At 55.8% G+C, this 19,554-nt stretch carries 16 protein-coding genes; 12 read left to right on the top strand and 4 right to left on the bottom strand.

Features of this window, described 5'->3' with window-relative positions:
* Positions 1 to 45: 45 nt before the first annotated feature.
* Positions 46 to 3,846 carry an efflux RND transporter permease subunit gene (locus GOX61_RS02635; RefSeq protein ID WP_170331048.1) on the bottom strand — a complete coding sequence of 1,267 codons (3,801 nt, stop codon included), beginning with the start codon at positions 3,844 to 3,846 and terminating at the stop codon, positions 46 to 48.
* Positions 3,843 to 5,075, bottom strand: coding sequence for an efflux RND transporter periplasmic adaptor subunit (locus GOX61_RS02630; protein WP_170331047.1), 1,233 nt, complete (start codon positions 5,073 to 5,075; stop codon positions 3,843 to 3,845). The genes GOX61_RS02635 and GOX61_RS02630 overlap by 4 nt, the downstream gene beginning before the upstream one ends.
* 225 nt (positions 5,076 to 5,300) lie before the next feature.
* Here GOX61_RS02630 and GOX61_RS02625 point away from each other — a divergent pair, with 225 nt between their 5' ends.
* From GOX61_RS02625 to GOX61_RS02605, 5 genes are all read left to right on the top strand, one after another.
* The gene (locus GOX61_RS02625) at positions 5,301 to 5,972 is read left to right on the top strand and encodes a hypothetical protein (protein ID WP_170331046.1); all 672 of its coding nucleotides are present in this window, start codon (positions 5,301 to 5,303) and stop codon (positions 5,970 to 5,972) included.
* 46 nt (positions 5,973 to 6,018) lie between these two features.
* Positions 6,019 to 7,341: a PQQ-like beta-propeller repeat protein gene (locus GOX61_RS02620; RefSeq protein ID WP_170331045.1), complete on the top strand. Its 1,323-nt coding sequence runs from the start codon at positions 6,019 to 6,021 to the stop codon at positions 7,339 to 7,341.
* A gap of 48 nt (positions 7,342 to 7,389) precedes the next feature.
* On the top strand, positions 7,390 to 8,853 hold the full coding sequence (der, locus tag GOX61_RS02615; protein ID WP_155151206.1) for a ribosome biogenesis GTPase Der: 1,464 nt from the start codon (positions 7,390 to 7,392) through the stop codon (positions 8,851 to 8,853).
* Between the two features lie 166 nt (positions 8,854 to 9,019).
* Positions 9,020 to 10,006, top strand: coding sequence for a fatty acid desaturase (locus GOX61_RS02610; protein ID WP_170331044.1), 987 nt, complete (start codon positions 9,020 to 9,022; stop codon positions 10,004 to 10,006).
* 93 nt (positions 10,007 to 10,099) lie between these two features.
* Positions 10,100 to 10,771: a helix-hairpin-helix domain-containing protein gene (locus tag GOX61_RS02605; protein ID WP_170331043.1), complete on the top strand. Its 672-nt coding sequence runs from the start codon at positions 10,100 to 10,102 to the stop codon at positions 10,769 to 10,771.
* Positions 10,772 to 10,823: 52 nt separating this feature from the next.
* Here GOX61_RS02605 and serS read toward each other — a convergent pair whose 3' ends face one another.
* A complete protein-coding gene (serS, locus tag GOX61_RS02600; RefSeq protein WP_170331041.1) occupies positions 10,824 to 12,116 on the bottom strand; it encodes a serine--tRNA ligase in 1,293 nt (430 codons plus the stop codon).
* 86 nt (positions 12,117 to 12,202) lie between these two features.
* Positions 12,203 to 13,798 (bottom strand): mechanosensitive ion channel family protein, encoded by a 1,596-nt coding sequence (locus tag GOX61_RS02595; RefSeq protein WP_254436724.1) that lies wholly within the window; start codon positions 13,796 to 13,798, stop codon positions 12,203 to 12,205.
* Between the two features lie 313 nt (positions 13,799 to 14,111).
* Here GOX61_RS02595 and yajC point away from each other — a divergent pair, with 313 nt between their 5' ends.
* The 7 genes from yajC to ccmB all read left to right on the top strand — a co-directional run bounded on the left by yajC (position 14,112) and on the right by ccmB (position 19,522).
* A complete protein-coding gene (gene yajC, locus GOX61_RS02590; protein WP_155151194.1) occupies positions 14,112 to 14,399 on the top strand; it encodes a preprotein translocase subunit YajC in 288 nt (95 codons plus the stop codon).
* A gap of 33 nt (positions 14,400 to 14,432) precedes the next feature.
* Complete coding sequence (gene secD / locus GOX61_RS02585) at positions 14,433 to 16,094, top strand: protein translocase subunit SecD (protein ID WP_155151191.1); 1,662 nt, start codon at positions 14,433 to 14,435, stop codon at positions 16,092 to 16,094.
* A 1-nt stretch (position 16,095) separates the two neighbouring features.
* Positions 16,096 to 17,064 (top strand): protein translocase subunit SecF, encoded by a 969-nt coding sequence (secF, locus tag GOX61_RS02580; RefSeq protein ID WP_170331038.1) that lies wholly within the window; start codon positions 16,096 to 16,098, stop codon positions 17,062 to 17,064.
* On the top strand, positions 17,057 to 17,809 hold the full coding sequence (locus GOX61_RS02575) for a sulfite exporter TauE/SafE family protein (RefSeq protein ID WP_170331037.1): 753 nt from the start codon (positions 17,057 to 17,059) through the stop codon (positions 17,807 to 17,809). The genes secF and GOX61_RS02575 overlap by 8 nt, the downstream gene beginning before the upstream one ends.
* A gap of 12 nt (positions 17,810 to 17,821) precedes the next feature.
* Positions 17,822 to 18,175 (top strand): Mth938-like domain-containing protein, encoded by a 354-nt coding sequence (locus GOX61_RS02570; RefSeq protein ID WP_170331035.1) that lies wholly within the window; start codon positions 17,822 to 17,824, stop codon positions 18,173 to 18,175.
* A 79-nt stretch (positions 18,176 to 18,254) separates the two neighbouring features.
* Positions 18,255 to 18,869 (top strand): heme ABC exporter ATP-binding protein CcmA, encoded by a 615-nt coding sequence (ccmA, locus tag GOX61_RS02565; RefSeq protein ID WP_170331033.1) that lies wholly within the window; start codon positions 18,255 to 18,257, stop codon positions 18,867 to 18,869.
* A complete protein-coding gene (ccmB, locus tag GOX61_RS02560; RefSeq protein WP_170331031.1) occupies positions 18,866 to 19,522 on the top strand; it encodes a heme exporter protein CcmB in 657 nt (218 codons plus the stop codon). Before ccmA ends, ccmB begins: the two co-directional genes overlap by 4 nt.
* Positions 19,523 to 19,554: the final 32 nt, after the last annotated feature.

Raw genomic sequence — 19,554 nt, 5'->3', positions numbered from 1 at the left:
TTTTGAACCTAAAAGAAAAAGGCGAACCCGAAGGTTCGCCTTTGTTCATTCTGCCGCTTTGATAGGTGCGGTTGGCGGATGTTTCGTCGGGTCGCTGTCTTCGTTGGGCGACGTAACCTCACGCGGCGTCCGGCCATCTTCCCAGACGATTTCGGTGGATTGCATGTCCCGAGCTGATCGCCCGATTGCCATGTCCTGTGCAATCTGGCTGGATCGGCCGGCCGTCAACCGGGCCAACAACTTGCCCAACCAGACAGCATAGGTGGTCACCCAAACCCGCAGAGCAAGGAGTGATGGGGTGACGATCAGCGTCAGCACCGTCGCGATACCCAGTCCGAACACCACAGCAGTCGCCAGTTGTTTCCACCACAGGGCGGTTGGACTGTCGATCGAGTAGCCGCCGTTTATGAAGTCCAGAGACAGACCAAACATCATAGGTGTCAGACCAGCCATGGTGGTTAGGGTCGTCAGAAGAACCGGACGAATGCGTGCTTCGGCTGTACGTACGATTGCATCGATTCTGGGCATGTATCGGCTGTATTCCTGATAGGTATCGATCAGAACAATGTTGTTGTTCACCACGATCCCCGCCAGAGCGACAATACCGGTACCTGTCATGATGATTGAGAACGGCTGTTGCATTACCATCATCCCGATCAGAACGCCGGTCGTTGACAGCACAACCGCCAACAGAACCAGCACCGAATTGTAGAACGAGTTGAACTGCGCCAGCAGGATCACGAACATCAGACCCAATGCACCCATGAAGGCGTTCACAAGGAATGCTCCGGATTCTGCCTGCTCTTCCTGATCACCGGTCCATTCCCAAGAGATTGTTTTGGGGAAGGGGTCGCTGCTCAGCCACTCAGTCAGTACTGCAATCCGCTCGTTTGGATTGATCAGAGCAAAACGGGCGTCACCGCTGTCGATGCTTGCGGTCAGGTCGCCGGTGCTTTCGGCGCCGGTAAGCTGTACCAGCTCGAACTCTCTGCCGTCTCCACTCGTGATAACGGTACCGGCGGGTGTCGCACCTTCAACGATTTCCCGCACAACGGCCAGTCGTTGTTCCGTACCATCAGGACCGTCAACAACCACTTTACTCAGGCCTGCTTCAACATCTGCTTTGATGTCATAATACCGTTCCTGATCGATCCGGTTGATCTCCGCCAGTTTCTTGACTGGCTGCCGCGTGACGAAGTTCGACAAGGGGACCAAACCGTCCGGAGTCCGAACCTTCAGCGTATCCAGAGTGGACAGAACCCGATCCTCGTCTGGCAGACGGACACGGATTTCGATTTCCTCATCCGTGCTGTCGGGACGCATTTCGCCCAACAAGATGCCCCGCGTGACCAGCTGGACCATGGCGCCGACGGTTGCAACATCCGCGCCGAAACGACCCGCCTTGGCGACATCGACGTCAATCTGCCAGTCGATGCCAGGCAACGGCAGCGAGTCCTCAGTCTTGATCAGGCCGGGGGTGTTGTCGAACGCCTCTCGCGCTGCGAGGGTCGAATTCGTCAGTTCTTCCCAATTGTCACCCCTGATCCGCAGGTGTACCGGCTTGGCCGATGCGGGACCCTGCTCAAGCGGCTGGATCTCGACAATTATGCCGGGAATTGAGGCCAGCTCTGCAGACAGTTCTTCCAGAACAAAGTCCCCGTCGTATTCAGGGGAAATGACCTGCCGATCGAACAATCCACCTAGGATGGGTTCTGAGATATTCGGGCGATCTTCCCAAGGCAGGATCTCAAACTGGACGCGACCAACTGTATCAGCAGGGGCCTCGGCGCCGCCATTGTTCTGGTTGAGACCACCTTCGCCTGCAAAAGAGAACACATTGATCACTGCAGGGTGGGCGCCGATGACTTCTTCGGCGGCCAGAACCATGTCGTCTTTTTCATCAAGCGAAAGGTTCCCACGTGCACGGACGTAGGCCGTTGCCTGTTCCGGCTCGGTCTCAACAAAGAATTCGACACCACGATTGTTACTGCCGAAAGCGAACATGACCGCAAAAACGCCAGCCCCGATCAGCAAGATCGAAACAACGGGCATAACGGGATTGCCAACGAGAAACTTCATGACATAGCCGAAGATGCTGTGTTCTTTGGCAGTATGCACACGGGTTTCAGGTGCGCGTTCGAATTTGGCTGCGCTCAACGCTACGGATCCGCCGAACGCGCCGAACATCAGCAAGATCGCCCCAAAAATCACGCCTCCAAAGGATGACCCGGGCATCAGATAATCGGGGTTTACCATCTGCATCGCACCCAGGAACATCATGTAGAGCACTGGCGGAACAAGAACTGCACGCACCCACCAAGGAGTAGTGGCGCGCAACCAGTCAGAGGTGCGATCAAAGACACGGCTAAGACGTCCGGAAACACCACCGACAACCGGCAGATAGATCAGCGCGACGACGAGTGAGGCCGACAGAACGAAGATCAGCGTGATTGGCAGCATCTTCATGAACTCGCCCGGAACGCCGGGCCAGAACAGCATCGGCAGGAATGCGCAGAGAGTCGTGGCGGTCGAGGATACGATCGGCCAGAACATCCGCTGAGCCGCCTCGACATAGGCGTGCATCGGGCCAACGCCTTCCTTGATGCGTTTGTCCGCATATTCCACAACAACGATCGCACCATCGACCAGCATGCCGACGGCCAGGATCAGCCCGAACATTACCATGTTGGAGATGCTGACTCCCATCATCGCGAGCAGGGCAAAACACAGCAGGAAAGAGGTTGGGATCGCAAAACCCACCAGCAACGCGGCACGGGTTCCCAACGAGGCCAGAACGACAATCATCACCAGCGCGATTGCAGTCAGAACCGAGCCTTCCAGCTGGCGAACCATCGAATCGACGATACGGCTCTGGTCGTTGGATGTGCCGACATCAACCGCTGCCTGCAGTTCAGCTGGCCACTTTGATTGTGCTTCGGCAACTTTCGCTTTCACCTCGGCAACCGTATCGATCAGGTTGAACCCTTTGCGTTTGACGACCTGAAGCGCCACGGTCGACTCGCCATTGAAACGGGCGGTGCCCGCACGGTCTTCGAAAGTGTAGTTGATTTCGGCCAGCTCACCCAAAGTTACGACGCGGTCACCGTTCACCTTGACGGGCAGGCCATACACATCCTGAGCCGTTTTGAACGAGGAAGGGATCTTGACCGAGAATGTGCCCTGTTCGGTTTCAACCTCGCCAGCTGCAATTAGCTGGTTGTTATTCTGAACAACATTAATCAGCTCATTGGCGGTGACATTGTAGGCTTCAAGACGCAAAGGATCGATCACGACCTCAAGCATCTCGTCGCGATCACCCGCAATTCCCGCTTCAAGAACTGAATCAAGCGCTTCGAGATCGTCCTGAAGGTCCTTGGCGATACGCGCCATAGTGCGTTCGGGAACCGCACCGGTCAGGTTGACGATGACGATTGGGAACTCCGAGAAATTGACCTCGGTGATCGTGTATTGCTCGGCTCCGTCGGGGAATTTGCTCTGCGCTGTATTCATCGCATCGCGTACATCAGCGATGGTGGCGGACTTATCCCAGCCGAACTCGAATTCCATCAGGATACCAGCGTAGCCCTCGGCGGCGGTGGCTGTCATCTTGTCCAGCCCGTCGAGATCGGCCATCTCGGTTTCCATCGGCTTGATCAGCAGGCTTTCGCTGTCCTCGGCCGAAATGCCCGGGAACTGTACCGATACGAACAGCATCGGAATATCAATGTCCGGTTCGCCTTCTTTGGGCAGGTTCACATAAGCAAACCCGCCGATAATCAGCGAAATCGCGATGAAGGCCAGAACCATTCGGGCTCGATCAGCGGCCCAACTGACAATACCCGTCATTGCGAAGCTTCCCGATATGTTGGTGCGACCGTGACGCCTCGGGTCACGAATTCCTGCCCGACAACGATGATGTCAGTTGTTTCCGGCAGCCCGCCAATCCAGACGCCCTCGGACGTATCCCGCAGGATGCGGACGGGTTTGAAATCAACGACATTTTCAGCGCCGACTGTTCGAACTCCGAGTTGACCGTCATTGTTCAGGGTCAGCGCGGATTGGGGTAGCAAATGCGCCTTAACCCCTTCGGCTGCGATCTGAATGTTTGCAGTTTGACCATCGCGGATCAGCAATTCCGGGTTCGGAACAGTGATCTCAACCTCGAATGTGCGGGTGGTTTCGTCTGCCGAGCGGCTCAGAAATGTTACCCGGCCTTCGACCTGAAGGCCTGTTACCAGTTGAGCCGATGCGAGCGAGCCTACAATCACACGGTTCACTTCGGTTTCCGGAACGAAACCAACCAGCTTGATCGGATCAAGCTGAATGACCGTCGCACAAAGCGAGCCCGGTTGCATCAGGCTGCCCAATTCGGCTGTGTCACTTTCCAGAAGGCCACGGAAAGGCGCTTCTATAGTTAGACGCTCAAGCTCACGCTCAGCCGCAGCAACCTCGGCAGAGGCGGCTTCGATGCCCGCCTGTGTGGCTTCCAGCCCGGCTTCGGCCGATTTGATGCCTGCCTGGGCCGTGCTCATCGCAGCTTCGCTGGAGATACGGCGGGTTTCAGAACCAAATCCGGTCTCGGACAGTTTGCGTGCCGCTTTCAGGTTGATCTCTGCTTCGGCAACCAGCGCATGCGCTTCTTCGAGACGTGCCTCAGCTTCGGGAACCCGGCTTTGCGCTTCTAGTTGAGCGGCTTTTGCCTCGGTCAGGCTGGCGTGGCGTGTACCCGGATCAAGTTCGCATAGCAGATCGCCCGCTTCGACAAAGGCGCCCTTGCGCTTTGGCTCGGATACGACAGTCGAAGTAGTTTCAGACAGAACTTCAACCTGACGGTTGGCTTTGGTCTGCCCTCTCAGCAGCACAGCGCTGTCAATTTCACGAGCGGTCGAACGCAGCGCCACCACTCCGATGGCCTTTGAGGCCAAGGTGTTAACTTCTTCAGAATCGGTCTCTGACAAGGTTTCGGTCTCGGCATCGCCGCGACCTGCAAATGCAAACAGAGCGTCACGCTCAAAAACTAGTAAATATAACGCGACAATAACCAAAAGGGCGTTGATGAATGAAATCAACCGCATGCCGTGCGTCTCCTTGAGTTCTTCGCAATACCGTAATCGGTGTGCATGCCATGAAATGGGGCTGGGCATGCTGCATGTCCATACTGAACTGAATAGTTCGGTTTACTTTTTTTCGCAAGAGGCGGCCCATCTGGTGCAAATGTGCAAATTCCGGCACTTGGCTTGCCGATGGTGCCGGGGTATGACATGGCGCTATACAGCTGAATACAACGCCTGGGGGCAGGAATGAGCGACGTCGACAGTTTTATTGATGAGGTCACCGAAGAGGTGCGCCGCGACCGGCTCTATCTGCTTTTGCGCCGTTGGGGCTGGGTTGGCGTAACTGCGGTTGTTCTGATCGTAGGCGGTGCGGCGTTCAATGAATACCGTAAAGCGCGTGACACAGGCAGGGCCGAGGCTCTGGGAGATTCGATTCTGTCTGCTCTTGCCGAAAACGGTTCGGCTGAACGAGCCGCGAAACTGGAAAGTGTAGAAACCCAGTCTGTAGGTGGTGATGCTATCCTGAACATGCTGCTGGCTGCCGCACAGGTTGATACGGGTTCTGAGCAGGATGCCATCGCAAATCTGAACAGCATCGCAGTTCAGGGCGAATTGCCACAGATCTATCGCGATATGGCGGCATTCAAAGCATTGCTGTTGCAGGGAGATAGCCTGCCTGCTGCCGATCGCCGACTGCAATTCGAGGCGCTGGCGGCGCCTGGTGCCCCGTTGCGCTTGCTGGCCGAGGAGCAGTTGGCGCTGATCGATGTGGCCGAAGGAAACACTCAGGCAGCTGTGGACCGACTACAGGCGTTGCGACAGGACGCCGAGGCAGGTGTGGACATTCAACAACGGGCCACGAACCTGATCGTGGCGCTGGGCGGAGAGCCGGAACCGTTGGTGGCTCAGCAAGGTTGAGCTTTGGCAGCGGTTTAACGGAATAGACAGGCGAGTTCGGAACTTCATGGAAATAAGACTTTTCTCCCGCTTTGGTTTGTCGGTGGCAGCGGTCGCATTGACGGCGCTGAGCGCTTGTCAGGAACCTGAGATTATTCTGCCCGGTGAACGCGAAGACATTCGCCCTGCTGCGGATACCGAAACCGTTGAGACCCGTGGTTCAAAGCCGATCAGCTTGCCAGCCCAGAGCCGGAACGCAAACTGGTCTCAAAGCCCAGGCACATCTGCATTCCGTACCACAAATGCCGCGCTCAGCAGCGCCCCTCGACCGATCTGGTCGACCTCGATCGGCAATGGCGATTCTCGAAAACAGCGAATTACGGCCGAGCCGGTTGTCGCCGGAGGATTGATCTATACCCTCGACTCAGGTGCAACCGTATCGGCGGTGTCACCTCAGGGGCAGGTGGTCTGGAGCACCAACCTCATTCCGCCAACAGATGGTGATTCCGACGCCACGGGCGGTGGAATGGCTTATTCTAATGGCGTGCTCTATATCTCATCCGGCTATGGCCGTCTGACCGCGCTGGACGCCAAAACAGGTGCCAAGCGTTGGCAAAAACGTCTGAACGCGACAGGCAGTGGGTCACCTCTGGTCAGTGATGGTTTGTTGTATCTGGTAGCAGGGGATGAAACCGGCTGGACTATAAACACCAAGGACGGTCGTATTGCCTGGCAAATTGAGGGTACTCCAAGCGTAGGGAATGTGTTGGGCGCGCCAGCACCTGTCATCGCTTCGGATCTGGCTGTGTTTGCATTCGGTTCGGGTGATATTGCCGCGACCTTCCGTCGGGGTGGGATCAGACGCTGGAATGCTTCGGTAGCCGGAGGGCGCCGCGGTCGCGCTGCTGCGCAGATCTTTGACGTTACAGGTGGGCCCATGGTTGTGGGTGATACGATCTACATCGGCAACCATTCCGGACGGACGGTGGCGTTTGACGCGAACACTGGCGAGCGTAACTGGACAGCAGATGAAGGGGCAGTCGATACAGTCTGGCCTGCTGGAAACAGCATCTTTTTGATCAGTGATCGGAGCCAGCTGATCCGGTTGAACGCAGCGGATGGGTCGGTCGTTTGGGCCAAGGACCTTCCGGGCTTTGTCAAAGACAAGCCGGGTCGTCGCGGCGCGATCTACGCGCACTATGGTCCGATCCTGGCTGGTAACCGCATCGTAATTGCTTCGAATGACGGATATCTGCGGTTCTATAGTCCTACGGACGGCACTCTGGTTCATCAGGCTGAAATCCCCGGTGGTGCAACCACAGCGCCGGTTGTGGCTGGCCAAACGCTGTATGTCGTATCCACCAAGGGACAACTGCACGCTTTCCGTTGACGAAAAGATGCGCTAAAGGGCGCGTCTGAGTCTTGAAAGTTGAGTACCATGTCGCTGACCCTCGCCATAGTGGGGCGCCCGAATGTGGGCAAATCCACCCTGTTCAACCGCCTCGTGGGCAAACGTCTGGCTTTGGTCGACGACCAGCCCGGCGTAACGCGTGACCTGCGCGAAGGCGAAGGGCGTCTGGGTGATCTGCGTTTTACCGTAATCGATACCGCGGGTCTTGAAGACGCGACCGATGACAGCCTTCAGGGACGTATGCGGCGCCTGACCGAGCGCGCAGTCGATATGGCCGATGTCTGCCTGTTCATGATTGATGCACGCACAGGGCTGACGCCGACGGATGAGATGTTTGCCGATATTTTGCGGAAACGTTCGAAACACGTCATTCTGGCGGCCAACAAAGCCGAAGGCTCAGCCGCTGACGCAGGCGTGCTGGAGGCCTATAATCTGGGTCTGGGTGAGCCTGTTCGTCTGTCGGGTGAGCATGGCGAGGGCATGACAGACCTATACGCGCAGCTGATGCCTATCGCGGACGCGATGGAAGAGCAGCAGGCTGAGGATACCCCGCAAACCGATATCGAGCTGGATGAGGAAGGAGAGGGCGAAACACCTCTCATCACTGATGCGAAGCCTCTGCAAGTGGCCGTGGTTGGTCGTCCCAATGCCGGCAAGTCGACGCTGATCAACAAGATCATTGGTGAAGATCGTTTGCTGACCGGGCCCGAGGCCGGAATTACCCGCGATGCAATCAGCCTGCGCATTGACTGGGCCGATCCGGATGGCGAAAGCACTCCGATGCGTATCTTTGATACAGCGGGCATGCGTAAAAAGGCCAAGGTTCAGGAAAAGCTTGAAAAGCTGTCGGTCTCGGACGGGCTGCGTGCGGTCAAATTTGCTGAAGTGGTCGTGGTCCTGCTCGACGCGGCCATTCCGTTTGAACAGCAAGACCTGCGCATCGCTGATTTGGCCGAGCGTGAGGGCCGGGCGGTCGTCATTGCCGTCAACAAGTGGGACATCGAAGAGGATAAGCAGGAAAAGCTGCGTGATCTGAAACAGTCCTTCGAACGTCTGCTGCCACAGCTACGCGGAGCACCACTGATTACGGTTTCTGCAAAAACGGGCCGTGGTCTGGAACGGTTGCGTGCAGCAATCCTGCGCGCCCATGATGTGTGGAATCGTCGCGTGCCAACCGCCGCCTTGAATCGCTGGCTGACAGCAATGCTTGAACAGCACCCGCCTCCTGCGCCGCAGGGACGCCGGATCAAGTTGCGCTATATGACCCAGGCAAAAACACGCCCGCCTGGTTTTGTCGTCATGTGCTCGCATCCAGACAAGATGCCGGACAGTTATTCGAGGTATCTGGTCAATGGCCTGCGTGAAGATTTTGACATGCCGGGTACGCCCATTCGGCTGACCCTGCGCGGCCAAGGCGACAAGAACCCCTACAAGGGTCGGCGAAAGAAAAACGCCGGTGCTTTGGCCAAACATCTCAAGGGCAGGGCGTAACTGCGCCAATTTTCAGCATTTTTGACCGAAGGGCGTGACAGGCCCTTGGCATCGCGCTAGCATTCATGAGCGTGCATCTGTTTTGGTGCGCGCAGCTTGTTTGCGGACAAACCGCACATAGTTTTGAAAAGGTTATTAATCCGGACCATCGTTGGGAGCGGGCTTGATGGATCTGAGGGAATACACAAGGCAGTACGCGGTGCAGGACAACAGGCTGGCCGCGTTTAGCTATTTCGGGACATTTGCAGTCTACTTTGCATCCCTGACATTAGCGATCGTGTATGTAGATCGCTGGTACATTATGGTACCGGCAGGGATCATATTCGCGTTTGCGGCCGTGCGCCTGTATGTATTGCAGCACGATTGCGGCCATCACTCACTATTCGAAACACGACAGCAGAATGAATGGGCAGGACATGGACTGTCACCATTTACGTTTGCACCCTTCGAAGTCATGAAGCAGAATCACAATCTGCACCACTCGGGGATCGGTAATCTAGAACATCGAGAAACCGGCGAAATCCATACGATGACCCTCCGTGAGTGGGAGGCTGCCGACTGGAGAACCCGCCTGTTCTATCGGCTTTATCGCAATCCGTTCATCCTTGTGCCCGTAGGCGCACTGTTCACCTATTTCATCCGCTACCGCTGGCCAAAGAATACCATGCGTTTTGGGGTCAAAGGCGTATTGCTACACAATCTCTCCATCGTAGTCTTCTTGGGTCTCCTCTACCTGATCGCAGGAACAACCGGCATTCTGGTTTGGCTGGTCTTTTCACTGCTGGGGGGAATGCTGGGAGTGTTCCTTGTCTATCTGCAGCATAACTTTGAAGACACGTACTGGGATCGACGCCCAGAGCTTGATCCCAAAATAGCGGCCCTTCACGGATCATCCGCGCTCGATTTCGGTTGGTGGTTTGACAATGCCGTCGCCTGTATCACCTTGCACGACATACACCATTTCAATGCACGCATTCCTTCATACCGACTGCGCGCATGTCATTACAATCTGCCGCCTGAATACACGCCGCGTAGGATTAAATTCCCCGAGGCTGTAGCGGCACTTAACCTCAAACTTTGGGACGAGGACAAAAAACGCCTCGTTCCGTTCCCCAAGAAAGGCAAATCGACCGAACTGGTGCATAGCAGTTAGGTACATGTGGGCGATCAGCCATCGGCAGTGACTTGCAGACATGTATATGCTGTGTATATACGTTTGTTCAAGGAGATAGAGAAAGGACCCGGAATGACACCAGTTACCAGCGTAAAGGGCGTAGGAGACGCGCTTGCAAAATCATTGTCCGAAAATGGCTATAAAACCGCCGATGATCTGGCAAAGGCGAACCCGAAAGAACTGGTTAAGGTCCCTCGAATAGGCGCGGCCCGTGCGCCGATCCTGATAGCAGCTGCTAAGGCTGCGGTTTCTTCGAAACCCACTGCAGCAAAAACCACTGCAAATCGGGCACCAGCACGAAAGCCTGCGACCCGCAAGCCTGCCGCGCGTAAAACCGTAGCCAAAAAACCTGCGTCTGCGCCGCCAACCAAAGCAGCAAGCAGGGCTACGGTGAGAAAGACATCGGCCACGGCTTCAGCTGCAGCCAAGAAGGCCGAAACCGAACGCAAGGCGGCAGAAAAGCGTGCTGCGGCTGAAAAGGCTGCGAAAGAAGCTGCAGCCGCCGAAAAGGCTGCAGCCGAAGCTAAGGCCAAGAAAAAAGCCAAGGCAAAAGCCAAGGCAGAAAAAGCGGCCAAAAAGAAGAAAGAGATGGAAGCCGCAATTTCCAAGGCCAAGGAAAAGGTGAAGGCCAAGTCCAAGAAGGACAAAAAGTCAAAAAAGAACGACAAGAAAAAAGAAGAAAAGAAAAAAGACGGCAAAAAGAAAGACAGCAAGTCGAAGGATAAGAAAAAGGCGAAGAAGTAATCACTTCTCCGCCTTCGATCCGGAAACCGGCAGCCATTTGGCTGCCGTTTTTTTAAGCCAGTGTTCCATCCAGTTGCAGCGTGAGTTTGCCGCCCAGATAGGGGGCAAGTACATCTGGCAACGTGACTGTGCCGTCTGCATTCTGACCATTCTCCAGGACTGCAATCAGGCAGCGGCCCACAGCAAGGCCCGAGCCGTTCAGCGAATGCACATACTCCGGCTTGCCGCCCCCTTCGGGACGGAAACGCGCATTCATGCGTCGGGCCTGAAAATCGCCGGTGGTCGATACCGAACTGATCTCGCGATAGGCGTTCTGCCCGGGCAACCAGGCCTCGATGTCATAGGTTCGGCGTGCGCCGAACCCCATGTCACCCGTGCACAGGACCACCGTGCGGTAGGGGATGCCCATCTGCTCCAACAGATCTTCGGCACAGCGCAACATGCGCTTCTGTTCATCATCCGAATTGTCGGGATGTGTGATCGAGACCATCTCGACCTTTTCGAACTGGTGCTGACGCAACATGCCTGCGGTATCTTTGCCTGCGCTGCCAGCTTCGGATCGGAAACAGGCTGTGTGTGCCGTCATCCGGATGGGCAGGGCGCTTTCGTCCAGGATCTCACCCGACACCGAATAGGTCAGTGTGACCTCGGACGTTGGGATCAGCCACCAGCCGTTTGTGGTCTGGTAACTGTCCTCACCGAATTTCGGCAGCTTGTCTGTTCCGTACATGGCTTCGTCACGCACCAGAACCGGCGTCTGCATTTCTGTCAGACCATTCTTGTCGATATGCGTGTCCAGCATGAACTGGGCCAGCGCACGGTGAATGCGTGCCACGCCTTTCGACAGATTCACAAAGCGGCTACCGCTGGTTTTGGCGGCCGTCTCGAAATCCATCGCCGCAGCAACGGCTGGGATTTCGTAGTGCTCTTTGGGCGCAAAATCGAGCTCACGAAGGGTGCCCCAGCGGTTGACTTCAACATTATCGTCTTCGTCTTCGCCTTGCGGAACATCGTCAGCCGGCAGGTTGGCGATGCGGGCCAGTTGGTCGGTGAGCAGCGCGTCCAGATCTTTGGCTTCGGTCTGCATATGTGCGACCTCGGCCTTTTTCTCGGCCACCAGCGCTCGCAGGCGCTCGAACTCGGCTTCATCGCCGCGTCCCTTGGCGGCACCAACTTCTTTGGAAGCTTTGTTTTGCTCAGCCTGGGCTGTTTCTGCTGCCAGAATCTTGGCGCGGCGGCTTTCGTCCAGCCTCAGCAAATCTGACGACACCGGCGCGTCCCCACGGCGCGCAAGAGCGGCGTCGAAGGCGGCTGGGTTTTCGCGAATGGCGCGGATGTCGTGCATATCTCAGATCCTTGATAAGTGAATCACTGCAGCCGCTTATGCACCATCTGACGGGCGGGGTGTAGCACCCGCCGCGCGATTTAGGCTTACTTCTTGGACTCGTCTGAGGATTCGTGCGCCAGCTGCCCATCCCAATGCTCGGTTGGGATTTTGGGTTCAGGCGGATCGGCCATGTAAGACGGTGTCATGATCTGCACGTTGTTTTCGTTAAATACAGCGACAATGTTGCGATGCAGATCGGACCTGATCTTTGGGATCGTACTGCCCCGCGTCGTATATGCATTGACCTGATAGTTGATGGCATAGTCGGCAAGGGCAGTCCAAAGAACGAAGGGCTCGGGCTTGGATTTCAATCCCTTGGTGCGCCTTGCTGCCTCGATCAACATAGCCTCGACCTTTTCAGGCGGCTCTTCGTATCCGATACCGACTGTGGTGTGCAAAAGCAGACCGTTACCATCTGTTTTCTTTGAAAAATTGACCACATCAGAGTTCATCAACTGAGCGTTCGGGATCGAGATCAGTTCGTTCTTGATAGACTTCAGATGGGTTTCCATCAGTTTGATTTTGACCACGTCACCGATGTGATCGCCAATCTGGATGCGATCACCGATTGAGGTCGAGCGACGGTAGATAACGAACAGGCCAGCAAGCATGTTGCTGACGACAGAGTTCGCACCCAGGGACAACATCGCACCGACCAGAATGGTCAGCCCCTGAAACGCGGCGGAATCTGAGCCCGGAATATAGGGCACCGCAAAGACCAGAGCGATGAGGATGACCACGACACGGGCAATGTTGAAAGTCGGGTTAACCCAGTGCTTTTCAAAGTCGCCCATATCAAACGTGCCGGCTTCGACGGCATCGAAGAACACTCGCATGCCTTTGATGATGTACATAGTGACCCACGAGATCAGGGCCAGCATGATCAGGTTCGGGATATAGCTGATAATCCCCTTGAAGATCAGCAGGACCGGCTCAGTCAGATAGGTCAGCAGTAGTTGAGCGAAGTAACGAGTTTCCGCAAACGAAAGCAGGACGAATGAAAGGTAGTAATAAAAACCAAGGAAGAAGATGACTAAAAGAACAAAGTTCAGCCCATACCGGATCAGGGCCGCGATGGCCTCTGCCTGAACGTGTTTGGCGGTGGCAGTCTCGACATCCTGCAGATAGCTCTGAACTATTTCCAGAGTACGTCGTCTGATCCGGCGGTGCAGCCAGAGGATGACGACAATGAACAGAATAAATCCAACGGTCCATGCACCGGCTTCGATTGCACCAGACACCCTTGCCTGTTCGGTGCGGTTAGCCCGGTAGGCGACAATTGACTCGTGTATGGCATCACCATGCAAGAGGCTGAGGACGCTAAGCTCCATCTGATCCAGCTCGGCATCAGCCTCTGTAACAACTGATACGAAGATCCCATCCGCAAGTATACGTGTGCCGAGTTCGGTCTCTTCATAGGTGATTTCGATATCGGTTTTTTCGGAAGACTCAGCGACCTCGATGATCTTGTCTTGAACTCTTTCTGCCCGTTCCGTAGCGGGCAGAGCGCTTGAGCCACGTAAATGGAAGAGCGTATCGCCGTCGACAATTACCGGAGCTTTGAAGACATCGGATTGCTCCTCGCTCAAAGCTGGCGGAGGCGTCGGGGCTTCTTGCGCCCATGTCGGAGACACCAGCATGCATACACACAGGGTTGCCATGCAAAGGCGTGCAAATATGCCAAAGGATTGGATTAATTGAATCATTGGCCCTCCTGATACCTAACTATATCCGAGACGGCTAATGTTCCTAGGGCTGAACTGCAGCTTGTAAGCAATTCTTTTTACAGGTGTGGATCTGTCCTTGGGGGCTTGTGAACTATCCATGTGGGGGAATGCCTGTTTCAAAGAATAGCCCATGGTAATGCCATTGCTTGCAAACACGCATTTCAATGAATAGGTTCCCGCCAAATTTGCGGTACATGACCGCAAGACCAAAACAAAGGAATATCCCATGGAAGGTGGCGCAATCGCCCAGTTTCTCCCGCTGATCCTGATCTTCGCGATCATGTATTTCCTGCTGATCCGTCCGCAGCAGAAGAAGATGAAGGAACATCAGGCCATGGTCGAAGCCGTGCGCCGGGGCGATCAGGTTGTCACCCAGGGTGGCCTGATTGGCAAAGTCTCCAAGGTCAAGGAAGGCGACAACGAGATCGAAGTCGAAATCGCCGAGGGTGTGAAGGTTCGCGTGGTCAAGTCGACCATCGCGCAGGTTCTGAATAAAACCGAACCAGCGAAATAAGAGCGCTCCACAACCTTCTGAAAAGGCAGGGTAATGCTGCAAATTGATACCTGGAAGCGGGTTCTGATCTGGTCGGTCTGTGTGATCGGCCTGCTCATGGCCCTGCCGAATGCGTTCTATACGCGTGTCGAACAATCGAACGATGCAAAAGCCGAGATCGAGCTTGGCATCGATACTCCCGAACTACAGGCCGAGGCGGCGCAATGGCCGAATTGGTTGCCGTCTTCGTTAGTCAATCTGGGCCTTGACCTGAGGGGTGGTGCACATCTTCTGGCCGAAGTTCAGGTGGAAGATGTTTACGAAGCCCGGATGGAAGCGATGTGGCCCGAAGTCCGCGAAGCATTGCGGGATGAACGGGCAACCGTGGGTACGATCCGTAAGCAACCTTCTGCTCCTGATGAGATTCGCGTTCGCATCAGTCAGCCCGAGGGTATCACCCGGGCGCTTGAAGTTGTTCGCGGTCTGGCGCGTCCAATTCAAACCCTGACAGGTGTTGGGGCCAACGATATCGAGGTCAGCAGCCAGGGCGATACGATCATTGTTCAACTGTCCGAGGCCGAAAAGCTGGCTTCGAACGACAGAACTGTTCGGCAGGCTCTGGAGATCATCCGTCGTCGTATCGACGAGGTCGGTACACGCGAACCGACGATTCAGCGGCAAGGAACAGATCGTATTCTGATTCAGGTGCCAGGTATCGGCAGTGCATCTGAGTTGAAAGAGATCATTGGCACCACGGCCCAGTTGACCTTCAATCCGGTTGTCAGGCGTGGATCCGACCCGGATGCTGTTCCGGGGATTGGTGAGGAAATTGTACCCTCCATCGATGAAGATGGGGTGTATTACACAATCGAGTCTGCTCCGGTTGTGACCGGTGAAGAACTCGTGGATGCACAGCCTTCGTTTGACCAGAACGGGCGCCCGGCGGTCAGCTTCCGCTTTAACACATCAGGTGCCCGCAAGTTCGGTGACTATACGCTTGAAAACATTGGCGCACCCTTTGCCATTGTTCTGGATGACGAGGTAATCTCCGCTCCTGTGATCCAGAGCCATATCCCGGGCGGGTCTGGCATCATCACCGGTAACTTTACCGTTGAAGAAAGTACCAATCTGGCGGTTCTGCTGCGAGCAGGCGCATTGCCGGCCGGTCTGGAATTCCTAGAAGAACGCACCATCGGTCCGGAGCTGGGTCAGGACAGCATTGACGCAGGCAAGGTAGCTACAATCGTAGCATTTGTCGCGGTGCTGGTCTTCATGGCGCTCAGCTACGGTTTGTTTGGTCTCTTTGCCAATGTTGCGCTGATCATCAACGTGGGGCTCATCTTCGGCCTGCTGTCACTGATCGGGGCAACGCTGACCTTGCCGGGTATTGCGGGGATTGTTCTGACGGTTGGTATGGCCGTTGACGCCAACGTGCTGATTTTCGAACGTATCCGGGAAGAACTTAAATCCGCCAAAGGGCCTGCCCGAGCAATTGAGCTAGGCTATGAAAAGGCGCTGTCGGCCATTCTGGACGCCAACGTAACGACGTTCATCACGGCTGTAATCCTGTTTGCGATGGGTAGCGGCCCGGTTCGCGGCTTTGCCATCACTCTGGGCCTCGGCATTCTGACCTCGGTCTTCACCGCGATCTTCGTGACGCGTCTGATGATCGTCATCTGGTTCGAACGCCGCCGTCCGAAAATGATCGAGGTTTGATATGCGACTGAGACTTGTTCCCAAGGAAACCTCGTTCGATTTCTTCAGCCGCTGGAAAATCTGGCTGGGTATTTCAGGTCTGATGATGGTTGTAGCCTTTACCTCGTTCATGCTGCAGGGCCTGAACTTTGGTATCGATTTCCGCGGTGGTACGACAATCCGTACCCAAAGCGCGCAGGAGATTGATGTAGGCGCGTATCGTGATGCGATCGCTCCGTTGGAGCTGGGTGATGTTTCGATCACCGAGATCTTTGATCCGACATTTGGGCCGGACGAAAACGTAGCCATGATCCGCATTCAGGCTCAGGATGATGCCGAAGCGGTGACCGCAGCAACAATTACGGCTGTAGAAGAGGCACTCACCGGTGCCGCGCCTGACATTGAATTCGTGTCAGTTGAATCTGTTGGCCCCAAAGTATCTGGCGAATTGATCCAGACGGCGGTCATAGCGGTAGTGCTCGCGATTGGAGCGGTTCTTGTCTACATCTGGCTTAGGTTCGAATGGCAGTTTGCGCTCGGCGCCGTTGCTGCGCTGGTGCACGATGTGATCCTGACCATTGGTATCTTCTCGGAACTGCAGATCCGGTTTGATCTGGCGATTATCGCCGCGCTCTTGACCATCGTTGGTTACTCGCTGAACGATACCGTGGTCGTATTCGACCGTGTTCGTGAGAACCTGCGCAAGTACAAGAAGAAGGACCTGAAAGAGGTTCTGAACCTGTCCATCAACGAGACACTCAGCCGGACGGTCATGACCTCGGTTACGACCCTGCTGGCGCTGATCTCGCTTTATGTTCTGGGCGGTGACGTGATCCGCGGGTTCGTCTTTGCGATGATCTGGGGTGTTATCGTGGGTACTTACTCATCCATCTTTGTGGCCTCGACCATCCTGTTGTGGTTGGGGGTCAAGCGCGACTGGACCAAGCCTTCGAACACTGCGGGCAATCAGTTTGCCAACATAGATGCCTGAGGGTTTGCAAGCTGCCCTGGCTCTGCCGGGCATCGGATGGTTGATTTGCACCATAGGAGCCGCGGGTCTTGTCCGCGGCTTCACCGGTTTTGGCACAGCCATGATATTCGTGCCGATCGGAACCCAGTTCCTGCCGGCAACAGATGTCGTGTTTCTGATGGCTGCGACTGGTATTGTCTCCACCCTCGCGCTGGCTCCGCAGGCGTGGATGGAATGCGACAAGTCCGAAGTCGGGACACTTGCTCTGGCTGCTGCTGTGACTGTGCCACTTGGACTGTGGGTGATGGTACAAGTCGATGCGCTGGTCTTGCGCTGGATCGCATGCACGGTGGTTGGGTTAACCTTGCTTGCGGTGGCAACTGGCTGGCGTTGGAATGGACGATTGGGGCTGCCGGGGCGGCTTGCCATCGGCAGCAGCGCGGGCGCAGTCGGTGGAATGACTGGTCTGACTGGACCGGTTGTGATCGTCTTCTATCTGGCAAGCTCAACCAATGTTCGCAAGGTACGTGCGAATACGATTATCTTTCTGGCTCTGCTGGATATCGTCATCGTCACGAATATCATGATCGGCGGCCTCTCGGATACATCCGCGCTTTGGGTGGTTCTGTTGCTGAGTGTGCCTTATGTGATAACCACACTCATCGGCAAGGCGCTGTTTGATCCATCGCTGGAGAAGCTTTACCGGGTGGCGGCTTACTCCGTGATCGCGCTCGCGGTTATAACTGGCCTGCCGATCTTCGACTGAAGGGGTTTTGGAATGCGACTCAATCAGGTGACCTTTACGGATGCCAAGCCTGTTGATGGCTATGGTCCGGGCTTCTTTCGTATCGGCGGTGAGGTTTTTGAGGGCGCGGTGCTAACCGGGCCAACTGGAACAAAGGCGTGGGGGCAGTACACCGATGTTCAGCCGCTGCTTGATCTTTCAGAAGAAGTAGATGTTCTGTTCATTGGCACCGGCAAAGAGATGGCGCATATCCCCGGTGATTTGCGGTCGACCCTCGAAGCCGCAGGAATTGGCGTCGAGGTCATGAACTCGCCAGCCGCCTGTCGAACCTACAATGTGCTGCTCTCGGAAGGGCGTCGTATTGCTCTGGCCTTGATCCCGGTCTGATTGTTCGGACAAGGCGTGGGCTTGTACCTGCGGCAAATCCCTCCTTTTGCCCTTCACGACAATGAGATAAGCGAAGGCAATGACACTGACCGTTACCGATCTGTCGATTGCCCGAGGGGGTATTCCCGTGCTCGAAGGGTTGAGCTTTGTGCTGAAACCGGGCCGGGCACTGATCCTACGTGGACCGAACGGGATCGGAAAAACCACTTTGTTGCGCACTTTGGCTGGCTTGCAGCCATCGTTGTCGGGCCGCATTGAGGGTGCCGAAGATCAGATTGCCTATGCGTCGCACTCAGACGGTTTGAAACCAACGCTGACAGTGACTGAAAATCTTGATTTCTGGGCGTCGGTTTTCGGGACAAAGGATATTCAACCTGCGCTGGACGCTTTCAAACTGAACGATTTGTCCGACCGTCACGCTGGTAACTTGTCCGCCGGTCAGAAACGGCGACTAGGCCTTGCCAGAATGCTGGTCACCGGGCGACCGATCTGGATGCTGGATGAGCCGACCGTGTCACTGGACCGCGAGGCCGTGGCCCTGTTCGCCGATACGGTTCGCACACATCTGGGGCAGGGCGGGTCAGCACTGATCGCCACCCATATTGACCTCGGTCTGGAGGGAGAAGTTTTGGACGTCGGCGCCAACAAGGCTAAGCCCAAACCGATCGAAGACTTTGACGGAGGTTTCCTGTGATCGCCTTGTTGTTGCGTGATCTGAAGCTTGCGTTCCGTGCCGGTGGAGGGTTTGGGCTGGGTCTGGCCTTTTTCCTGATCGTGACTGTCCTGGTGCCATTTTCCGTTGGCCCGCAGTCTTCGCTGCTGTCGACCATTGCGCCGGGTGTATTGTGGCTGGGTGCGCTTCTGGCGTGCTTGCTGTCACTGGATCGGCTTCTGGCACTGGATTGGGAGGACGGATCTTTGGATCTGTTGGCAACGGCTCCCTTGCCGCTGGAGGGCGTAGTAACCATCAAAGCGCTGGCACATTGGATCACCACGGGGCTGCCTTTGGTATTGGCCGCACCTGTGCTGGGTGTGCTGCTGAATCTTCCGGTTCCGGGGTATCTCTGGCTTGTTATCTCGCTGCTGATCGGCACACCGGCCCTGAGTGTCATAGGGACATTTGGTGCGGCTTTGACCGTGGGACTGAAACGCGGTGGTTTGCTGCTCTCGCTGCTGGTCCTGCCTTTGTATGTCCCGACACTGATATTTGGGGCAGAAGTAGCGCGACGTGGAGCCATAGGTATGGAGACACAAACCCCGCTGCTGATGCTGGCCGGGATCACCGCAGCCACCGTGGCGCTATTGCCGTTTGCCAGCGCTGCCGTACTACGTATCAATCTTAGGTGACAGCGGGGAACATTGATTGATGTCAATTGAGA

The sequence above is a fragment of the Ruegeria arenilitoris genome (assembly GCF_013030265.1).
In the GTDB taxonomy this organism is placed as follows: domain Bacteria; phylum Pseudomonadota; class Alphaproteobacteria; order Rhodobacterales; family Rhodobacteraceae; genus Ruegeria; species Ruegeria arenilitoris_E.
Note: the sequence above shows the minus strand (reverse complement) of the source record. Positions and strands in the feature narration are given on the sequence as shown.

Coding starts and splice junctions, on each gene's coding strand:
- GOX61_RS02605 (WP_170331043.1), top strand. CDS start 10,100: ATGACACCAGTTACCAGCGTAAAGGGCGTAGGAGACGCGCTTGCAAAA.
- yajC (WP_155151194.1), top strand. CDS start 14,112: ATGGAAGGTGGCGCAATCGCCCAGTTTCTCCCGCTGATCCTGATCTTC.
- GOX61_RS02625 (WP_170331046.1), top strand. CDS start 5,301: ATGAGCGACGTCGACAGTTTTATTGATGAGGTCACCGAAGAGGTGCGC.
- secD (WP_155151191.1), top strand. CDS start 14,433: ATGCTGCAAATTGATACCTGGAAGCGGGTTCTGATCTGGTCGGTCTGT.
- GOX61_RS02575 (WP_170331037.1), top strand. CDS start 17,057: ATGCCTGAGGGTTTGCAAGCTGCCCTGGCTCTGCCGGGCATCGGATGG.
- GOX61_RS02595 (WP_254436724.1), bottom strand. CDS start 13,798: ATGCTGGTGTCTCCGACATGGGCGCAAGAAGCCCCGACGCCTCCGCCA.
- GOX61_RS02620 (WP_170331045.1), top strand. CDS start 6,019: ATGGAAATAAGACTTTTCTCCCGCTTTGGTTTGTCGGTGGCAGCGGTC.
- secF (WP_170331038.1), top strand. CDS start 16,096: ATGCGACTGAGACTTGTTCCCAAGGAAACCTCGTTCGATTTCTTCAGC.
- serS (WP_170331041.1), bottom strand. CDS start 12,116: ATGCACGACATCCGCGCCATTCGCGAAAACCCAGCCGCCTTCGACGCC.
- GOX61_RS02635 (WP_170331048.1), bottom strand. CDS start 3,846: ATGACGGGTATTGTCAGTTGGGCCGCTGATCGAGCCCGAATGGTTCTG.
- GOX61_RS02630 (WP_170331047.1), bottom strand. CDS start 5,075: ATGCGGTTGATTTCATTCATCAACGCCCTTTTGGTTATTGTCGCGTTA.
- ccmA (WP_170331033.1), top strand. CDS start 18,255: ATGACACTGACCGTTACCGATCTGTCGATTGCCCGAGGGGGTATTCCC.
- GOX61_RS02610 (WP_170331044.1), top strand. CDS start 9,020: ATGGATCTGAGGGAATACACAAGGCAGTACGCGGTGCAGGACAACAGG.
- GOX61_RS02570 (WP_170331035.1), top strand. CDS start 17,822: ATGCGACTCAATCAGGTGACCTTTACGGATGCCAAGCCTGTTGATGGC.
- der (WP_155151206.1), top strand. CDS start 7,390: ATGTCGCTGACCCTCGCCATAGTGGGGCGCCCGAATGTGGGCAAATCC.